Below are 19,405 nucleotides of genomic sequence, written 5' to 3'. Positions count from 1 at the left end.
ACGATTACCTCTATACTTAAAACTAAGTTTTCGTATTCGTTCAGGCAAGGAAAAATAGCAGATAGTGTCATTCCAGTCTGGAATCCAGAAAAAAAAGAAGCCAGTGTCAGCTACTTGAATGACATTATGGAAGCTGGGATAACATCCTTCTCACAAGCAAAATGTTCATGCAGATAATATTTAATTGTGATTGAAGATCTCTTTTAACTCTTTTATATGACCAAGCCTGGAATCCAGAAAAAAAGAAGCCAGTGTCAGCTACTTGAATGACATTATGGAAGCTGGGATAACATCCTTCTCACAAGCAAAATGTTCATGCAGATAATATTTAATTGTGATTGAAGATCTCTTTTAACTCTTTTATATGACCAAGCTTAATTATCTCAATATCATGAGAAGAATAATTGCCATTTTTAGGCATAATCGCTTTTTTAAATCCTAATTTTTGTGCTTCCCTTAGTCTGAGATCAGCATGTGAAACATTCCTAATTTCTCCTGAAAGTGCAACTTCACCGCAGATTATTGAAGAAGTTGGTAGCGGTAAATTTACTAAACTTGAAATAAGAGAAGCAGCAACAGCAAGATCAGCTGATGGTTCCTGTATTTTGAGTCCTCCTGCAATGTTTAGGTATACTTCTTTATCATGCAAAAACATTTTACAACGAGCACTTAGAACCGCGATTATCATAGCTAATCTATTAATATCCCAACCAACTACTGCTCTTCTTGGAGTTGCCATATTAGTCCTTGCTATTAATGCTTGCACTTCCATTAAGATTGGTCTTGAGCCTTCAACTCCTGCAAATACGGCGCTGCCAACTACTTCTCTATCATGTACGGTCAAGAATAATGATGATGGATTATCAACAGGCATGAGTCCTGCTTTAGACATCTCAAAAACACCAATTTCATTTGCAGGGCCAAATCTATTTTTAATAGTACGTAAAATGCGATATTGATTACTATTTTCACCCTCAAAATATAGTACTGTATCTACCATATGCTCCAGGGTTTTAGGTCCCGCTATTTGTCCATCTTTCGTTATATGGCCAACTATTAAGAGAGAAACACCATATTGCTTTGCAAGAACAGTCAATTCATGAGCGCAGGTACGGACTTGAGTTACAGTTCCTGGTGCTGATGTGACTTTGCTATCATACATTGTTTGTATAGAATCAATTATCAAGAACTTAATACTCTTATTTTTTCTTATTGTTGCTACTACATCAGTTAAAGATACTGTAGATAAAAGCTTAATTTTAGGTTCATTTATTTTAAGACGCTTTGCTCTGAGGCTCACTTGCTCTAAAGATTCCTCGCCAGATACATAAAGACATTCAAAAGAGGAAAGTTGTACAACATTAGCTGCAATCCTAAGCAAAAGAGTAGATTTTCCAATTCCAGGTTCACCACCAATTAAAATGCTAGCACCTTGAACGATACCTCCACCAAAAACTCTATCTAACTCTTCTATTCCTGTTAAAAAACGATCGGGGGTAATAATTTCACTATCTGATAACGCTTTTATTGAAATTGGTGCAGATGTACTTCTCGTTTCTGTTTTTAGTACTATTTCTTCGACAACCGTATCCCAACTGTCACATGCAATACACCTTCCTACCCACCTTCCAGTGCTATGACCGCAGAATTGACATACGTATGCAGTTTTCATAAAAGCCAAAATTATAATTATAATAAAAATTAGCTAAATAAGTGAAATAAATTTAAATAGAGAAAATTACCAATCACACTTTTTATCTTGTGGTTTTATTTGCAATATTGCTACTAAGCTGACTAATAAGCAAAAAATTACATAAAGCCCAGCAGCAAAGTCTATTTTAGGAAACATTATAGTAAACCAAGTGCATATCATAGGAGTAAATCCACCATGCAGGGCATAAGAAATGTTACGTGATAAACTCACACCACTAAATCTAACATTAGTAGGAAAAAGCTCAGCAGTAACTATCCCTATAGGATTAATACCCCTCTCGATTATAGAAAGAGCCATCACACTCAACATAATTATTAGGTAGCTTTTATAGTAATATGCAATAGATAACATAGGACAACATATTACTATTGTTATCACTATAAATAAGATTGCAGTGCGTTCTCTTCCTGTTTTATCAGCTAAAATTCCAAGCACTATTGAAGATATCGGCATTAATATACTGGTTATAATGAGTACAACTTCGTTGACATACGTTGTGACATAAGTTTCAACAGACACTATTTCTTTTGCAATTGTTCTAAGAAATATGGTAAATCCAACAGCAACATTAACAGGTACAGATATTAAAATGGCAAGTATCAGGGCTCTTTTATAGCGTTTTGTAAGCTCTATTATTGGTACATTAGGTAAATTTCTTTGTTCTCGATTTTTTTCATACGCTGGAGTTTCTCCTAGTGTATATATACTATATGCGCTTATTAATCCTAAAATGGCTGAAAAAATAAACGGTAGCCTCCAACCCCAAGCGTTAAAATCAGTGGTTTTTTTACAGATGATCACTGCAACCACAGAGAGCAATATGCCAATGGAGCGACCAAAACTTATTATTCCAAAAAACATTCCTAGTTTTTTCTTATTAGGTAAATGCTCTATGAGATAAACAGAGCTACCTCCTTGCTCAGCGCCAAGTGCAACCCCTTGTATCAGATGGATTGTAAGAAGCAACATAGTAGAGGTTATTCCTATTTTGCTATAACTTGGAATAAACGCAACGAGACTAGAAGGAATCGATATTAGCAAGATAGCAATCGTTAACGCCATTCTCCTTCCATACCTATCACCAATGTGACCAAATACAGATGCACCAAGTGGTCTTACCATAGCGCCCAGTCCTGCAATTCCAAACAATTGAAGGATGCTATAGTAGATATCTTTTGCATAACAAAATTCTCTACTAATTATATTAACCAGATCAATAAAGAGCATATGGTCATACCATATTGCGATTCTACAGAGTATTGTTGCAATCAATACTCTTGTTTGTTGATTGTACACTTAGTTTAATTTGTAAATGTCTACTTATTTTTATTTTGGCTGCTTTTTAGAACTTTGCAACTCAAGCGTATGGCTTATATGTAAATATTATTAAAATTGGAACTTGCATAACCAGCCAGTCTGGGATCAAATAAAAAAATCTGGTCATCCGCTGGAATGACATGGTGGAATGTCCTTCTTGTCATTCCAGTACTCCTTTTCTTGTCATCCCAGTGCTCCGACACTGGGATCCAGTTAAATTTACGAGTATAAAAGTAATCAACGTTTCTGATGATGGAAAAATGGATCCCAGTGTCGGAGCACTGGGATGACACCTCTCTTAAATTACTTTAGCTACAAATATCAAGAAATTTACTAAATAGAAAAAAATTACCATTAATATTTAGTTAAATAATATATTAATATAGTTATTTAGTCAAAATAATTTTTAATATATTCAAGATAATTTTTAATATATTAAAGAATAGAATACCAAACAATGTCCTTTCCTGAACTATAGAACATAAAAATAGCAGAGTACTACATATTACAACACGTGGATAACAATAAAGAGAAAAATAAGGATAAATACCCTTGCTTTCATAGTAAAGAAGTTGAAAAAATTTGTAAAGTAGGCTCTTTCATTAGGTTTTTTGCTAACATTAAAACAATTACTTAGAAAAACTGAGAAGACCATTAAAATATTTTTTTACTTTTTATTCTATATATTTCAACATATTACCTTTAAGTACTAATAATTATGGCATTATTAATAGTTGAGTCGCCAGCAAAGGCAAAGACGATAGGTAAATATTTGAGTAAAGAATTTAAAGTGGCTGCATCCTTTGGCCACGTCAGAGATCTGCCAGCGAAGAATGGTTCTGTTGATCCTGATAATGACTTTGCCATGAAGTATGAGATTATTGAAAAAGCAGAAAAGTATGTAAAAGAGTTAGTCAAGGAAGCTAGTAAAACATCAGATATATACCTTGCAACAGATCCAGACAGAGAAGGGGAAGCAATAGCTTGGAATGTGATAGAGGCACTAAAGGAAAGAAAAGCAATCAATGATGAAAGCAACATTCATAGAGTAGTCTTTAACGAAATAACAAAAAGAGCAGTGCAAGAAGCTATAAAAAATCCACGTGAAATTAATATGGACTTAGTGCGTGCACAGCAAGCACGCAGAGCTTTGGATTATCTAGTTGGATTTAGCTTGTCACCGCTGCTGTGGATAAAATTGTCGGGAAGCAAATCTGCAGGGCGAGTGCAGTCTGTTGCATTAAAGCTTATATGCGAACGAGAGGATGAAATCAGTAAGTTTATAACACAGGAGTATTGGAGCATAAAGGCAGAAATGCAAAATAGCAAATATGAGGCTTTTTTTGCTATGCTGAGTCACTATGACAATAAGAAGCTAGAAAAATTTGATATTAAAAATGAAGAAGAGGCAAAGAACTTAGTCAGGGAGATCGAGTCAAGGCAGTATGCTGTAAGCACAGTAGAACGCAAGCAAGTTAAGAGAAACCCGCTTCCTCCATTTATCACCTCAAGTCTTCAGCAAGATGCAGTGAATAAACTGTATTTTAATGTGAAAAATGTTATGCGAGTAGCGCAAAATTTATATGAAGGTATCAATATTGGTGGTGAAATCGTAGGGTTGATAACTTACATGCGTACAGATGGGTTTCATATTGCAGATGAGGCTATAAACTCAATTAGAGGGTCAATTAAGTCGTTATATGGTGATAAATATTTACCGCAGTCTCCTCGTAAATATGTAAAAAAGGTCAAAAATGCTCAAGAAGCACATGAAGCAATCCGGCCAACTGATATTAATAGAACGCCGGGTAGTATTAAGGATTACTTAACGCCAGAGCAATTTAAATTGTACGATTTAATCTGGAAAAGAACCATTGCAAGTCAAATGGAATCGGCGATTCTTGATCAAGTGGTAGTTGAAATTAGTTCTATTGACCAGAAAGTGATTCTGCGGGCAAGTGGATCAAGTATATTCTTTGATGGTTTTTATAAAGTCTATCAAGATAACATGGAAGCCGAAAATGAAGGCCTGCTACCTGCCATGAAGGAAGGGGAAGCATGTAAGCTGATTTCAGTTGAGCCAAAACAGCATTTTACTCAACCGCCACCTCGTTATAGTGAAGCGAGTATAGTAAAAAAAATGGAAGAAGTCGGTATAGGTCGCCCGTCAACTTATGCAACAATTATTTCGGTATTACAAGATCGTGAGTATGTTTCATTGGATAACAAAAGATTTATTCCAAGCAGCCGAGGTAAAATCGTTACTATATTTTTAGAAACTTTTTTTCAGCGTTGTGTAGAGTATGACTTTACAGCACAAATGGAAGAAAGGCTTGATTCAATCTCAAATGGACATGCAGATTGGAAAAAAGAACTAGGCTATTTTTGGGTGCCATTTTTTAATCATGTAAATTCTGTTAAGCAAATGACACATGATGAGATTTTTAGTGGTATTCATGATTTGGTAGTCAATTGGTTTTGCTCAGAGGAAGGAAAGGAAGAAATAGGTAAAAAATGTCCTAATTGCTCTGGTGGTATATTGAAATTAAATTTTGGAAAAGCCGGTGTGTTTCTTGGATGTTCTAACTATCCTGCATGCAATCATACAAAAGAAATTACGGGCAGTAATGACAATTCAGAATATCCAAAAAGTTTGGGTATAGATGATGTGACAGGCCAAGAGGTAATGATCAAAAAAGGTCCTTTTGGACTTTATCTGGAGTTTAATAGTGAGTCAGAAAAGAAAAAAAAGATTTCTGTACCAAAAGATATAAATGTTAATGATATTGATCTAAATACCGCCACTCGATTACTTTCCCTGCCGAAAATAATCGGAGAGCACCCTGAAACTGGAAAAGAAGTAAAAATAGGTCTTGGACGATTTGGGTACTATATTCTCTATGATGGTCGATACTTTTCTCTTAAAAAAAGCTCTAAGGAGGTATTAGACACACCATTAAACGAAGCTATACAAATTATTGAGAGCAGCCCACGCAAAGAGCTAAAATCTCTTGGTTTTAATGAAGAGGGAAAAGAAGTTTTTATCTGCAACGGTAGGTACGGATTCTATATAAAATGCGGTAAAACAAACGTTGCGTTGGGCAAGAATGCAGATATTGAAAGTATAGATCTGAAGAAGGTTTTAGAGTTAATTAAGAATAAAAAGTAGACTTCTTGCATAACCATTCTTTATATGTTCTTTATTGTTGTTCCAGCGCTACACGCTGGAACTGAAAAAAAAGAGCCTGAATTACAAGAAAGAAAATATTCAGATAACGAGAAAGTTGTCACCTGGTTAGCAGCTACAGTCGTGTAACGCAGACGTGCTACCAGGAAAATAGTCTCTATCAGAGTTAAGCTTTGCTGGCAAAATGAAAAGTGAGTCCAGCTTCTATACCATGTGTGTGAAAAAAGCTGTTCTGTATGGTAGTAGTCATTTTATTATCACCTGTTTGTTGAGCCATTTTGTTTGTTTTAGCATCCAACTTTAAAGTTTCCGGTTTGTATTCACTGCTACCAATAACACCAAAACCTCTATATCCAATATGCATATTTACATCTTCATTTATATGATAATCAAAGCCAGCCTTTAATTGACCTGCAGGTCTTATTGACGATTCTTCAAACATTGTCGTTCTTGTTGCACCAACTCCAATACCAACATAAGGAGAAAAAGAGAAACTCTCACTTTTCCAATGATGATAAACATTTGCCATTACAGATATGTTCTCAATTTTGTCATGGTTAATAATTGATCCATATCGATTGCCACCTTCTGTGTACGATATTGTCATCTGGCCGCTTGTTAAACCAACATTATCTACTTTCACAGAAGAATACATTCCTTCTAATTCAGCTCTATAGCTATTATTGCCTAGTTCTCCTGTATAACCAAGTGCTACATTTGCAGCAAAAGGTGGGTTATAATCTCCTTTATACTTACTTATTAACTGACCTTCTGTTCTCTGAGCGTCTATGTCATTTATAGATACACGGTTATCATCTTTAGCATCTTTATCTCCAATTTTTGCTTTCAACTTACCCAAGTTCAAATATTGACCGTAATATCCACCACCAAAGTAAAATCCTTCTGTTTCACTTGCAAAAGATTGTTGTGACAACAATAAAGCAAGTGCTGTAACTGCTAATGTTTTTTTACTCATCATGACTATTCCTCTAGTTAAAATAGCTAATCTAGTACTAATTAATTAAAAATGATTTAATATGAAAAAACTAATTATTTTCTAAGCTAAAAAATAGGTAAAATTAACCTCTATCCTCGATTTTATTGCCGTCTAGTTTGTCCGCATCTTCAAATTCATCATCCTCTTCAAATTCATCATCATCTTCAAATTCATCATCATCGTCACATTCATCATCATCGTAAAATTCATCCTTACTGTCTTCATCATCAAACCCATCATCGTCTTCCTCATCATCAAACCCATCACCACCTTCAAACTTATCATCAATATCCTCGTCTTCAAATCCATCTTCAATCTCTGGCTCATCGTATATTGCATCTTCAGTTTTAGCTTCAACAGGATAATCAGCAGCTTCAATAGCATTACTCTCTTCTTCATTACTAATCTTATCTTTGTTAGCAGCAGAAAAGACCTTGTTTGGATCATATGGCTCTTGTGTAGGCACACGTGTTGGTTTAATCAGCCTTCTTGTGAATGTGCTATCACTATAGTACAAAATTTTCTTTGACTTAATTGGATAAGTCGATTCTATCAAAATTATCTGATCATCACGTGGCAGCATAATAATTTCTTGAGGTAAGAGCAATGCTCTCTGTGTTTCAGAGATATGCAATGATCTTGATGCAGGATTCAAGTCTAAAAATTTAGGTTTGTTTAATGATTCTTGTTGTACAGTTTTGTTTCCTATAAGCTGAGATATCAAATTAGCCGTTTCAATATTATTGGCTGCAAAAGTTATTCTATAGGTTGAGTTTGATAAAAAGGAGTTCATTCCTGCTTCTTCATATATTCCTTTAAGCTGTTCAGTATCTTGAACAATTAAAAATAACCTTACTCGATAGCCACGAAAGTATGCTATGCCCGTTTGAAATTGCTCCATTTTTCCAAGTGTTGGAAACTCATCCATTAAAAATAATACGCCGTAAGGCTCATCATCTGATGGCAATTTTCTACATAAAAACTCAGTTGCCTGTTGGTAAAAAACCTGCATTAAAGGCCTGAGCCTAGTTAAGTTATCAGGAGTTAAACCAACATAAACTGTAGTTTTCTTCTTTTTAAAATCCAAAATATTAAAATCACTTGATGTAGTTGCAGTATCGATCAATGGGTTTGCCCACAATTCAAGCGATGAGTTCATAGTTGACACAACACCTGATCTTTCTTTGTCAGCCTTTTGCAAAAAAGCTGCAATGTTCATATACGCTACCGGATGTATTATTTTACCCATTGTGTCCAAAACTACAGCAAGATTGTAAACTACGTCATCGCTACGCATCGTACGCACAACCTCACCAAAAGATTTAACTTTCTCTGGTGCAGCAAGTAAATATAGTACCACCCCAACAAATAAGCTTCTTGCTTCGTTTTGCCAAAAATCTTGTTCAGGCATGATTAGGTTAGCTATTTTTTGCACATCGTCAACCATCTGTCCAGGTTTTTCACTAATCCATTCCAGTGGATTATAACAATGGCTTACCCCATCTGGCTGAGCTGGGTTCCATACATATACTTTTTGTCCTTGTCGCTCTCGCCAACCACTTGTTATTTCATAGTTTTCTAATTTTATATCATGCACAATTACCGAATCATTCCAAAATAACAAATTAGGAATTACAAAACCAACACCTTTACCAGAGCCTGTAGGTGCAAAGAGCAATGCATGCTGAAACCCATCAGCAATAAAATATCCTCTTTTATCTTTACCAAGCAATAGACCTTTTTTGCTTCTTAATCCCGCTTTTCGTATGTCTTTCTCTGATGCCCACTGTGAATCTCCATGAAGTGATTCTTTCTTTTTAAATGGCCGCCACTCAATTAGTCTTTCTCTCACATTCCACAAAATAATCATCAAAACAATTTGAGGCAGTACAGAAGATACAACTAATTTAATTTTGAGCTCAAAGCTATATAACTCTGGATGATGCCAACAATATTGTATATGATCAAAAATTGTCGGCCAGAGAGCTTGAGGAAAAGGTGTCAAGCTAGGATTAATTGCTCTAAAATCTACACCATCTGGACCGTCAACAAACAGGTAGAATAATATACCAGACAAATAGAAGCAAAATTCAAGTATGCTAAAAGATACTACACCTCCTATGAGAATATTGCGTAGGTGATTTCCATTACTCATAAACTACTTTTTCTTAACTTACGTATAAATTTAAGTATTTTCATTTGAAGATCTAGTAAATAATATTTCAGAAATGCTTCTTTTTCCACCAATGGTCCTTTTGAGTTGAATAACAATGTCAATTACATTTCTAATGTATGGTATGATCTGATCTGGGGGAATGCCAAGATTTGCTTGCATAACCATAAGTTTTATTTGCTCAAGAGCCATTGCCGGACTATCCGCATGAAGAGTTGATATTGACCCTGGGTGGCCAGTGTTTATTGCTCTAAGAAAACTAAAAGCTTCTGCTCCACGCAGCTCACCAACTATTATTCTATCTGGTCTTAAACGTAAACATGCCTCTATCAGATCCTGAGTGGTCACTTTTGCCCTACCCTGACCTCCTCCTTTAGAAGCAATTAAATGGACTTTATTCGGATGATCATTCAAAACTATCTCTCTTGCATCTTCAACAGTAATAATTCTTTCTTCAGATGGAATAGCACGCAAAGTAGCATTAGTAAAAGTGGTTTTACCAGTGGAAGTTCCACCACTAATTATGATATTTTTCTTACTTATTACAGCATATTCTAAAAACTCTTTTATTTTTTTTTGTTTCAGTAGCAAATCTAGGTGACGATCTACTGGATTATCGGTCACTCCTATAACAGTGTTAGAAAAAGCCCCCATTTTTTCATAATCATCCAATGCCAATTGCATAGAAGAAGGTTTACGAATTGAAATGACTACTTTATCAGGCTCACATGCTGGAGGAAACACTATCTGTATACGATAACCATTTGGTAATGTAGCTGAAAGCAGCGGTGTCTCTTCGCTCAGTTTTTGTTCTGTAGCTTGAGCAATCAACCTGCTAAGAGATTTTAAATGATTAAGATCAAATATTTCTAACTTTTCGCATCTTATTTCACCGCGATTTTCAATCCATACTTCCTTCGGTTTATTTATTGATATTTCATTTACACCTTCCTCTTGAAATATCCCTTGTAATGGCTCCAAGTATGTATCAAGTGCAGCATAGTTCATTTCAGTTATTTAATATTGACTGTGGAGGAAATACTATATCTTGGTTAACAAATACTTTCAATGCAGTTCCTTGATTAACATAAATAGTTGGTTTTTTATCTACACTCCTATCAACTATATCTCGCATGTCTTTGGAAAAATCATTGATTGACTTCCCAATTGCTTCATCATAAACAGATTTGCTTTTTTCCTGAGTTTGCCTCAACAGTTGACGTACATCGCCTAAAGTTATACCGATATTATCACTAGTAATTGTATCAACTCCACTAGCTCCAGAACTTTTTATCACACTTACTATTTCTTCCTTTATTATTCTCAGCAAATCCTGATCACTTTTAGCATTTCGAATTTTTTCAATAGCCCTAATACCCAATTTCCATTTTTCGTCTCCTACCTTCCCAACTTCAGTTTTGATAGAATTCTCCAATCTCTCAACAATAGCCCCTTTGAGAGAAGAAATATCTATTTCAGTTGCAGTAATAGACTTCACTGCATCCATGGCAGTTAGCGCATCGATAAGATTAGAGGCTTTTTGTCCTACAACAGCTGAACCAATCGAAACACCAGCAAGTGCCACTGAAGAGAATAATGCACTTGCTATTTTATTATCAACTATTCCAGCTATCCCTGCCCTTCCAAGCTCATCGGTACCAGATGATGCAATAGCAACATCTATACCATGAGGAAGAATGATCCTATTCCAATTTATGTTCACGCGGGCTTTTGCAACATTTGAGTCGAATGAATAACCACCTATTAACCTTGAACCTTTTGGTATTAAAATTGTATCACCAGTTTCTGCATAAACGTCTCTACTAACAACAGCACGGAGCATTCCTTGTAAGTCAGAACTTATTGCAGTTTCAAGAATAGCGTCAATAACTTTACCTTGAATAATCATTAAACCAAGCTTTCCAGCTTTGGTAGCTTTGCTCGATTGTGCTGAGGTATTGGATAAAACAGCATCTGTAGCTTTATCTTTCCCGCTACTACCTGAAATTGCTAACATTTGTGCACTACGTCTTTCTCTAGGATAACCGCCACCCCCTATTGTAGGAAATGAAGTAGGCAAATTGCTAATAACATTACCAGAAGGAAAATTTTGCTTTGGTAAAACAGGTATATTTGACAAGGGAATTTCTTTTAGTTGCTCTTCTTTTTTTGTCACTTCCTCTTTTTTGATTTGTTTTACTTCTGGTATGACTTGTGGAATAGGAAGAGGAGGTAAGGGTGGCAAGAGATCAGTTGCTATCCTCTCGGAAACTACTACATTATCTGGAACTTGTTCTAACTTTCCTTTCAATTCTTGAATGTTTTGCTTTGTTTCCTCTTTTTTAACAATCTCTGGACCCTCTTTATTAGAAGGACTAAAATAAAGATAGTACACTCCACCAACTAAGAGCGCCACCATAACTATCATCAATGCCTTATAACCTTGATTAGAGCCAACTGTTACTACCTTGCTTTCTATCTCTGATTCATCTTCTACACTATTATGCCTTTCTTTACTCATATTATATGTACCACAACTAAAGTGACCTATTTATAACTTCAACTTCACTACCTTCATAACGCATTAATAGCTTTTTATGTACTCCTTTTATTACAACATAATCATCAAATAACAGCCTTTTACAGGATTCTCTTCTATAAAAATCTGAGGAATTTTATTACTATTTCTAAACTTTAAATAGGTTAAATAACCATCATCGAATAACTCAATTGGAACTATATCTACGTTACCACCTTCATCAATATATGTATAGTTGTACCTCGTATTATTTTCTTGTATTATTTTTTCTGGATTTTCTGTAATGTATTGCATTTGAGTAGGTAAAGAAACCTCATCTAAATCAACATCAAATTCATCTTCTTCTTGAGGATAATAAAAACGTATTACGTAAGATATATCCTTTTCAACGGAATAATCATGATCCACTTTTTTAGCATCAGTATCTGGGTATTTATCGTAATTTGGTCTTGAAATTAGATCAAAAATGTAATTTCTCTTTTTAGTTGTCGTAATAATCATGTTAGTGCGACTACTGACTTCAAATGGCATGACAAGCAGTTTATTATCATAAGGATTAATTTTCCAACTTGATGCATCACCAACAGCAATATTTTTGACTTTTTCCCCTTCTGCAAACTCAATATAAGAATAGTAACCTTGACTAAAAATTACTGTAAACACCTCATTAGGGCTATATACAAAAGTCTTTATTCTACTATCTACAGAAATAGGTTTATTATTAATAGATGCATTTAAGTTGCCACTTATTAGTAAAGCTAAAACTAACAATATCCTACACATATTCATCATCTACTCTATATGAAATAACTTGAAACCCTAACGGGTTAATATATCTTTGCTGATCATTCATTTCAAGCGATGCATATTTATACGACATCACAACTATCTTATTTTTCCTTGAGGAATTTCCATCTTTTCGTGTAAATTCTATAGAAAATCTCACTTGAAGAGCATCATTACCTAATTTTTGAATTGAACGAATTTTCAACTCACCTTTAGCATCTGAATATAAATTAAAAAGGTCATTCATATTCTGCGATTTTATATAATTGCTAAATTCACTATATACACTAGGCGAAGAAAACAACCTTACTTTTGTATAATAATTATAATTATAATTATATGGGTCAAAAACCTCCCTTGCTTTTATATACTCTGAAATAAAATAATCGTTCAGCGTTTCATTTGCAGAATATTGTTTTACTGTAACAGGATCAACCAATTGCACTATGCCTGACTTTTTATCAATTTCTATAACGAATGGCTCAATAGTGCTACTTGTGCTAATTTTAAATATAGCTAATATGCTTATAGAAATTGCAACTAGTAATATTAATGTAAATAAAAGTAAAGTATTTCTCTGAGCAACAACTGTGCTATAGCGACTTGAATTCCAATTTATATCCTTATCCAATGACTCATTACTTTTTTCTTGTTTTAAAAATTTCAGCATCTCAATATTCTTAAAAATCTTAACTTATATTAATTAACATAGCAAGCTAACAAAGTAGTTATAACAAAAAAGCTAATAAACCCTTAATCCATGGCCTAACTTGCCAAATTTTGTTTCCATATATGAATCATTATATTCATTGCGTTCCATAATAAGTGGTACACACTTTGTAACTTCTATACCGTTATTTTTCAACTCTGATAACTTTCTACCATTGTTTGTAAGTAATTGTATTTTGTTAATGTTCAATTTCTTAAGTATTTTAGCTGCAACAGCAAAGCTCCTTTCATCATCTTCAAAACCCAATACTCTATTTGCATCAACAGTATCAAGATTATATTTTCTTTGCATACTGTATGCTCTTAACTTATTAGTTAAACCAATGCCTCTCCCATCTTGCATCAAGTATAATATAATGCCATTCCCAAAGTCGGTCATTATTTGAATCGCTTGATGTAACTGGCTTCTGCAATCACATGATAAGCTGTCTAATAAGTCTCCTGTATAGCATGCAGAATGAATTCTCACTAATGGCTCATTATCTTTATCTGGATTGCCAATGATAATTGCATAATGTTCTCTTCCGCCACTTTTGGTTCTATAAGATATGATATCTACTTCTTGAGTCTGTTTTAAAAATAATGATGTTTTGCACACTTCATACACACTATGATTTTGTTGAAAATCATTCACAAGTAACGTATTTAGTACAATAATGTCATTTTCTTCACACCAATTTCGCATTTCATGTTTATTCTCAAACGTCATATCAGCCACTAACGCGTATGGCAATAATTCTGAGAACTTAAGCAAGGCAACAGCATACGCATCTATTGTCTTTGAGCATTGCAACTCTTTTATGCTACCTTCCTTTGAACAGTTTATTAAATGGAGCAGTTCATCAAAATTGCTTATCAACAGACGTTTGCTACTATGTTCTTTACTCTGACATATGTATTTTACCTTACTTGCAGTCAAAGTAACATACACATTACCTGATATAAGCTTATATTGACTAAATAAATTTTTTTCTAAAGTTTCAGCAGCAGCAAGCAATAGATAGTTATTTTCATCATCATATATTAAAATTGGAAGACCACGCCTGACTTCACTGATGGCCCTTTCTACTTTATTTCTACTTTGATTTCCTATAAACATTTCACCTACACCAAACAACTTGGTGCGGTCGAGAAGACTTGAACTTCCAAGGCTTTGTGAGCCACAGCGACCTCAACGCTGCGTGTCTACCAATTCCACCACGACCGCACTTTATTCTAGTTTATATATAATTACTTTAAATTACTTAATCATTTTAGGGTTTTTCATCTAAAGTGTCAATCTGATACTAGGATAATTTAGGAAATGCCTGTATAATTTAACTATGAATTTTATGGTTACAAACTTTAATCATTTAAGATAATCTTAATACTAATTCTTAATTTAGGTCTTTATACAAATGAAAGTAGCTAATATCTTCATTTTTTTAATTCTATCTCTTACAATTAGCTTTCACTCCACTCATGCACAAATATTGTACACATGGTCTCAAATCATTCCAGAAAATAAATTAAGCATACGTGCGATTATAGACAATAACATGTGTCCCATTGCTTACGTCGATAATAAGGAAGTAGAAATGCTAAGTCGCAGCTCAATTAACAATACCGAAACAGTTTGTGAACTGATAGTAGAAACAAATGCTCAAAACATTAGTATTGACAATATAAAAGTTCCCGTATTAGCGGAAAAGATCAGCAAAATTGCCTTCATTGGCGATACAGGATGTAGAATAAATATGTTATTTCAGCAAGAATGTAATTCTGTAGATAGCTGGCCTTTGAAAAAAAATTTAGATTCAATCGCTTTTCATAAACCAGATTTAATTATCCATGTTGGTGATTATCATTATAGACAAACAAAATGTAGAAACACAAAAAAGTGCGGCGATATTTATGGATATAGCAAAGAAGCTTGGTACGCTGATTGGTTTGAGCCTGCAAAAGATATTTTAATACAATCTCCTTTTCTTTTTGTTCGTGGAAATCATGAGAGTTGTAATAGAGCTTATGAAGGATGGTTCAGATATTTAGATTCATACCCCTTTTCCCCTCAAAAATGTGAAGATCTTATTTCCAGTTGGTTCTTAGATGCTGGGCCGATGAAGTTTTTTATCTTCGACTCTTCATCCGGTGAGGAAATTTTTACAACCCAAAGCACAGTTGATGCTTTTGAGAGGCAGTTTGATAAATTGATACAAGATAAGCCCACGTGGTTTTTGACTCATAAACCACTTTGGAGATCTCCAAAAAAAGAATTTTTGACATTAAAAAGCCATGGTAATCTTACACAAATTGAAGCTTTTGGAGATAAATTTCCAAGCAATGTTACTACCATAGTTTCTGGCCACATTCATATAGCCCAGATTTTATTAATGGATAATGTTCCAGATCAGATTATAGTTGGAAACGGCGGTGCATTATTACACGCTCAAGATCAAGAACCTGTTTATCAAAACGTAGAATTTAACTATCCAAATAGTAGAAATTACTTAGCACACGAAGTTAGAAACTTTTTCGGCTTTGGCTTTGCAATATTAGGTTTAGACGATCACAAATTTACTTTCTATAACCAAGATAATAAGGAAATGTATTCTGCAAACCTAACGAAAGACTTTAAACTTAAAACAAATTAAAATTAGGACTATTTAAGGACGCAGAAAAAACGTGCTGAGCTTAAAAAACTCATAGCAACAAAAAACACTGAAATTCTTGTATATATCGACTAATCTGGAATTGATAACACAAAAGTCAGCGTATTAGTATGATTGCAGCTTTGAATAAGGGAAAAATTATGGCGCCTATGATTTTTGAAGGCTACTGCGATACAGACGTTTTTAATAGCTAGTTCAAACTTTTTGCTGGGTGATTTTGGATAATGCAACTTTTCATAGAAAAAAAGTGAATTTGTTAAAAGTGTCGGTGCTGAAGTTATATATCTGCCTACACATTCTCCTGATTTTAATCAAACCATTGGTTTGTTATAAAAAATTGAGCCAGAAAGAATATCCAGCTATTCGAACTATTAGAAAAAGAGCTATATATGAGCATGTTTTAGCACAGACATTATTTTTGTAACTAGGCAAATGCAATCAGTATTAGCGGCTTGAAAGGCTATCAATTAATAAAGAAATGCATCTAAAGTAATCACTTAACTAACGGCAAAGTGATACCATGTTGGTTCATATATTTTCCTTTCATATCATCATATGATTTCTCGCATTCACTTTCGCCGCTTAAAAACACAAATTGGCATGCGCCTTCATTAGCGTAAATTTTTGCAGGAAGTGGAGTGGTGTTCGAGAATTCAAGTGTGACGTGACCTTCCCATCCAGGTTCTAAGGGAGTAACGTTTACTATAATACCACACCTTGCATAAGTTGACTTACCAACACAAATTACCAGTACATTCCTTGGTATACGAAAATACTCCACTGTGCTGGCAAGTACAAAACTATTTGGTGGAATTATACATACATCTGTTTCCTTATCTATGAAACTATTCTCAGAAAAATTCTTGGGGTCTACAATAGCTGAATTAACATTAGTAAAAATCTTAAACTTATTACTAACTCTTGCATCATAGCCATAAGATGATAATCCGAAAGATACAACACCCTTACTGCTTTTATGATTCACAAAAGGCTCTATCATTCTAGAGTTTTCAGCCTTTTCCCTTATCCATTTATCTGGCATAACTGCCATAATTGTCCTTTAAAGTTTTGTAATACTTATAATAATATGTAATAGAATTTAAATGTAAACCTGAATTAGCGTTACACTCTGGAATGGCAAAGTTTCCAGTATAAACTACCTATACAAAAATAAATTGGCAATATTTCAAGCCTGCCAAGCAGCATCAAAAACGATAGAAATAGCTTTACTCCACCACTAAAGGAGGAATAATTACCTGAAGGACCTATTAGGTTACTAAATCCTGGGCCAGAATTTGTAAGCATTGCAGAAACAGAGCTGATGCTAGTTATAAAGTCCGCATTGCTCAAGTAAGACATCATTATTGATGATATAGTGAACGTTAACATGTAAATCGCAAAAAACGTAAAGACGGATTGAACTTCATCATTTTCCAGTATTTTACCATTGAGTTTTACTCTATCGCTTTCACTTGGATTTAATAAAGAGCTAAAGTAATTCCTTATAGATTTTAGAAAAATGACTAAACGGAAGATTTTGATTCCACCACTAGCAGAACCACCACATCCACCAATAAAGGCTAAAAAGAAAGCTAAGACTGAAATAAAGCTCCAATTCAAGTAGTTGCACATTACATAGCCAGTTGATGTGATAAAGGAGGTAATGGTGAATGTGCTGTACCTAAATGATAAAAATACTCCTAAGTCAAAATTTTTATATAACCAAAAACAAGCAAGCAAAGATGAGATAACAACTATCTTAATAAAGTAAGAGACGAGATCATGGAAGACTAGCAAAGCAATTTCTAGGAAAAGTGAGAAAGAGGTCTCCAAATATTTTCTATCATTGGACACTTGGGTTAGGATCAAAGGGCTAAATAATGGGAGCTGTATAAACCGAGAGGTTTCCGTACAGTTCTGCGAGAGACTGGTGGGGAAGTTCCGCTGGTCTACTCTCCTTATTATTTCAGGTTTTACATGTGAACTACTGGAAAATGAAGTTAAGCCATTAGTATCATCTTTCCTTCATGAGAGAGGTTTAGCTCTGTCAGAAGAGAAGACAAAGATTACATTTATTACAACAGGGTTTGACTTTCTTGGTTGTAATGTACGTAGATATAATAAGAAGTTAATTATTAAACCTTCTAAAGAAAGTATTAAAAAACTTCTTAATAAAGCACGTACATTGATAAAAGCAAATATAGCAAACACTCAGGCTATAGTAATTAAGTCACTTAACTCTCTACTGAGAGGATGGGGAAATTACTATCACCATGTGTGTGCTAAAAAAGCGTTTAGAAAAATCGACAATGAAATTTGGCATAGTTTATGGAAATGGGCAAAGAAAAGACATCCTCGTAAAGGATTACGTTGGATAAAGAATCGTTACTTCAAAGTAATGGGTCAACGCCAATGGGTCTTTGCTGCACCCATATGCAAGAACAAACCAAAAGAGATACGGTATTTAAGACTGCTTAAGCTGATTGATATACCTATCAGACGACATGTTAAAATCAGAGCGGATGCAAATCCCCTTGACTTAAAATGGAAAAAGTATTTTGATGAGAGAGTGAAACGAACAAGAATGTTAGCAAGCTCTTTCTCAAGAGAAGGTTCTCTACTGTTGGTGTCACCATTAAGAATGATGTTTCCTGAGGAATCATGAAGGACAAGCCGGTTCTAGAAAAGAAGAACTTAGATAAGGGGCTCAAGCGTAGTGTGGGGAAACCTGCATGCTGCGTTTCTAAGGGAGGGGGTAGTAGTAATACTGCTTCCTTACCTGACCAGGTCGCTAAAACTAAGGGCTTTGAAAAACGTGCTCAATACTATGCTGCTAAAGCCTATTCAAGACAGGCTGATAAAGGCGATCAATATCATGACCTTAAGGAAATTATCTTTATTGCTATAGCAGACTGTATTTTATTTCCTGATAAGTCTGAGTACAAATCAAAGCATACTATTCGCGATGAAGATACTAATGAGCATGATCTAAAAGATTTTTACTTTATATTTATTGAGTTACCTAAATTTCCAAAAACCAAAGAAGATCAGCTTTCAAGTATAGTTGAAAAATGGGTCTACTTCTTTAGATATGCAGATGAAACTAGTGAAGAAGAGCTAGAGAGAATAATAGGAAGTGATCTAATAATTGAAAGAGCATATGAAGAACTAAATAGGTTCAACTGGTCAGAAAAAGAATTTATAGCCTACGAACAAGAGATCAAACGTATTCGTGATGAACAGGCTGTCCTTGCTCAAAAACTCGATAATGCTACTCATAAAGGTAGACAAGAAGGCATCCTAATCGGCCAT

At 34.5% G+C, this 19,405-nt stretch carries 14 protein-coding genes, 1 tRNA gene and 3 pseudogenes; 6 read left to right on the top strand and 12 right to left on the bottom strand.

Going from position 1 to position 19,405, the window contains the following annotated elements:
* Positions 1 to 328: 328 nt before the first annotated feature.
* Positions 329 to 1,672: a DNA repair protein RadA gene (gene radA, locus BBB02_RS05770; protein WP_010404970.1), complete on the bottom strand. Its 1,344-nt coding sequence runs from the start codon at positions 1,670 to 1,672 to the stop codon at positions 329 to 331.
* A 66-nt stretch (positions 1,673 to 1,738) separates the two neighbouring features.
* Positions 1,739 to 3,010 carry an MFS transporter gene (locus BBB02_RS05765; protein WP_127464244.1) on the bottom strand — a complete coding sequence of 424 codons (1,272 nt, stop codon included), beginning with the start codon at positions 3,008 to 3,010 and terminating at the stop codon, positions 1,739 to 1,741.
* Between the two features lie 739 nt (positions 3,011 to 3,749).
* Between BBB02_RS05765 and topA the strand changes: the two genes are divergently transcribed.
* Together topA and BBB02_RS06660 are read left to right on the top strand one after the other, a co-directional pair.
* Positions 3,750 to 6,200, top strand: a complete 2,451-nt coding sequence (topA, locus tag BBB02_RS05755; protein WP_127464242.1) for a type I DNA topoisomerase — start codon at positions 3,750 to 3,752, stop codon at positions 6,198 to 6,200.
* Positions 6,201 to 6,224: 24 nt separating this feature from the next.
* Positions 6,225 to 6,347: a hypothetical protein gene (locus tag BBB02_RS06660; protein WP_006012551.1), complete on the top strand. Its 123-nt coding sequence runs from the start codon at positions 6,225 to 6,227 to the stop codon at positions 6,345 to 6,347.
* A 37-nt stretch (positions 6,348 to 6,384) separates the two neighbouring features.
* Here BBB02_RS06660 and BBB02_RS05750 read toward each other — a convergent pair whose 3' ends face one another.
* From BBB02_RS05750 to BBB02_RS05715, 8 genes and pseudogenes are all read right to left on the bottom strand, one after another.
* Entirely contained in the window at positions 6,385 to 7,197 is an 813-nt protein-coding gene (locus BBB02_RS05750; RefSeq protein WP_127464241.1) for a P44/Msp2 family outer membrane protein, read from the bottom strand.
* 100 nt (positions 7,198 to 7,297) lie between these two features.
* On the bottom strand, positions 7,298 to 9,370 hold the full coding sequence (locus BBB02_RS05745; RefSeq protein ID WP_127464240.1) for a type IV secretory system conjugative DNA transfer family protein: 2,073 nt from the start codon (positions 9,368 to 9,370) through the stop codon (positions 7,298 to 7,300).
* Positions 9,371 to 9,400: 30 nt separating this feature from the next.
* Positions 9,401 to 10,396 carry a P-type DNA transfer ATPase VirB11 gene (virB11, locus tag BBB02_RS05740; RefSeq protein WP_127464239.1) on the bottom strand — a complete coding sequence of 332 codons (996 nt, stop codon included), beginning with the start codon at positions 10,394 to 10,396 and terminating at the stop codon, positions 9,401 to 9,403.
* A gap of 1 nt (position 10,397) precedes the next feature.
* Positions 10,398 to 11,909 (bottom strand): TrbI/VirB10 family protein, encoded by a 1,512-nt coding sequence (locus tag BBB02_RS05735; RefSeq protein WP_127464238.1) that lies wholly within the window; start codon positions 11,907 to 11,909, stop codon positions 10,398 to 10,400.
* A 16-nt stretch (positions 11,910 to 11,925) separates the two neighbouring features.
* Positions 11,926 to 12,716 (bottom strand): annotated as a pseudogene (gene virB9 / locus BBB02_RS05730) (P-type conjugative transfer protein VirB9).
* Positions 12,703 to 13,383, bottom strand: a complete 681-nt coding sequence (locus tag BBB02_RS05725; RefSeq protein WP_007302609.1) for a VirB8 family type IV secretion system protein — start codon at positions 13,381 to 13,383, stop codon at positions 12,703 to 12,705. The pseudogene virB9 and the gene BBB02_RS05725 overlap by 14 nt, the downstream one beginning before the upstream one ends.
* A 72-nt stretch (positions 13,384 to 13,455) precedes the next feature.
* A complete protein-coding gene (locus tag BBB02_RS05720) occupies positions 13,456 to 14,541 on the bottom strand; it encodes a GTP cyclohydrolase II (protein WP_127464237.1) in 1,086 nt (361 codons plus the stop codon).
* 20 nt (positions 14,542 to 14,561) lie between these two features.
* Positions 14,562 to 14,649: transfer RNA gene (locus BBB02_RS05715), tRNA-Leu, on the bottom strand.
* Positions 14,650 to 14,839: 190 nt separating this feature from the next.
* On the opposite strand from BBB02_RS05715, the gene BBB02_RS05710 reads away from it, so the two are divergent.
* Together BBB02_RS05710 and BBB02_RS06580 are read left to right on the top strand one after the other, a co-directional pair.
* Positions 14,840 to 16,075, top strand: a complete 1,236-nt coding sequence (locus BBB02_RS05710; protein ID WP_017532543.1) for a metallophosphoesterase family protein — start codon at positions 14,840 to 14,842, stop codon at positions 16,073 to 16,075.
* A 15-nt stretch (positions 16,076 to 16,090) separates the two neighbouring features.
* A pseudogene (locus BBB02_RS06580) lies at positions 16,091 to 16,431 on the top strand (transposase); the annotation flags it as partial.
* A 155-nt stretch (positions 16,432 to 16,586) separates the two neighbouring features.
* On the opposite strand, the gene dcd reads toward BBB02_RS06580, so the two are convergent.
* Complete coding sequence (gene dcd, locus BBB02_RS05705; RefSeq protein WP_006012513.1) at positions 16,587 to 17,144, bottom strand: dCTP deaminase; 558 nt, start codon at positions 17,142 to 17,144, stop codon at positions 16,587 to 16,589.
* Between the two features lie 71 nt (positions 17,145 to 17,215).
* Positions 17,216 to 17,881: pseudogene (locus BBB02_RS05700) on the bottom strand (potassium transporter TrkG); the annotation flags it as partial.
* A gap of 142 nt (positions 17,882 to 18,023) precedes the next feature.
* On the opposite strand from BBB02_RS05700, the gene BBB02_RS05695 reads away from it, so the two are divergent.
* Together BBB02_RS05695 and BBB02_RS05690 are read left to right on the top strand one after the other, a co-directional pair.
* On the top strand, positions 18,024 to 18,758 hold the full coding sequence (locus tag BBB02_RS05695) for a group II intron maturase-specific domain-containing protein (protein ID WP_245970066.1): 735 nt from the start codon (positions 18,024 to 18,026) through the stop codon (positions 18,756 to 18,758).
* The coding region (locus BBB02_RS05690) for an Rpn family recombination-promoting nuclease/putative transposase (RefSeq protein ID WP_127464318.1) at positions 18,755 to 19,405 on the top strand (651 nt) is incomplete at its 3' end. The genes BBB02_RS05695 and BBB02_RS05690, both read left to right, overlap by 4 nt.

This window comes from Wolbachia endosymbiont of Bemisia tabaci (assembly GCF_003999585.1).
Lineage (GTDB): Bacteria > Pseudomonadota > Alphaproteobacteria > Rickettsiales > Anaplasmataceae > Wolbachia.
Note: the sequence above shows the minus strand (reverse complement) of the source record. Positions and strands in the feature narration are given on the sequence as shown.

What these genes read in the sequence shown, in the direction of transcription:
- virB11 (WP_127464239.1), bottom strand. Translation starts at nt 10,396, where the DNA reads ATGAACTATGCTGCACTTGATACATACTTGGAGCCATTACAAGGGATA.
- BBB02_RS05745 (WP_127464240.1), bottom strand. Translation starts at nt 9,370, where the DNA reads ATGAGTAATGGAAATCACCTACGCAATATTCTCATAGGAGGTGTAGTA.
- BBB02_RS05725 (WP_007302609.1), bottom strand. Translation starts at nt 13,383, where the DNA reads ATGCTGAAATTTTTAAAACAAGAAAAAAGTAATGAGTCATTGGATAAG.
- BBB02_RS06660 (WP_006012551.1), top strand. Translation starts at nt 6,225, where the DNA reads ATGTTCTTTATTGTTGTTCCAGCGCTACACGCTGGAACTGAAAAAAAA.
- topA (WP_127464242.1), top strand. Translation starts at nt 3,750, where the DNA reads ATGGCATTATTAATAGTTGAGTCGCCAGCAAAGGCAAAGACGATAGGT.
- BBB02_RS05750 (WP_127464241.1), bottom strand. Translation starts at nt 7,197, where the DNA reads ATGATGAGTAAAAAAACATTAGCAGTTACAGCACTTGCTTTATTGTTG.
- BBB02_RS05735 (WP_127464238.1), bottom strand. Translation starts at nt 11,909, where the DNA reads ATGAGTAAAGAAAGGCATAATAGTGTAGAAGATGAATCAGAGATAGAA.
- dcd (WP_006012513.1), bottom strand. Translation starts at nt 17,144, where the DNA reads ATGGCAGTTATGCCAGATAAATGGATAAGGGAAAAGGCTGAAAACTCT.
- BBB02_RS05710 (WP_017532543.1), top strand. Translation starts at nt 14,840, where the DNA reads ATGAAAGTAGCTAATATCTTCATTTTTTTAATTCTATCTCTTACAATT.
- radA (WP_010404970.1), bottom strand. Translation starts at nt 1,672, where the DNA reads ATGAAAACTGCATACGTATGTCAATTCTGCGGTCATAGCACTGGAAGG.
- BBB02_RS05720 (WP_127464237.1), bottom strand. Translation starts at nt 14,541, where the DNA reads ATGTTTATAGGAAATCAAAGTAGAAATAAAGTAGAAAGGGCCATCAGT.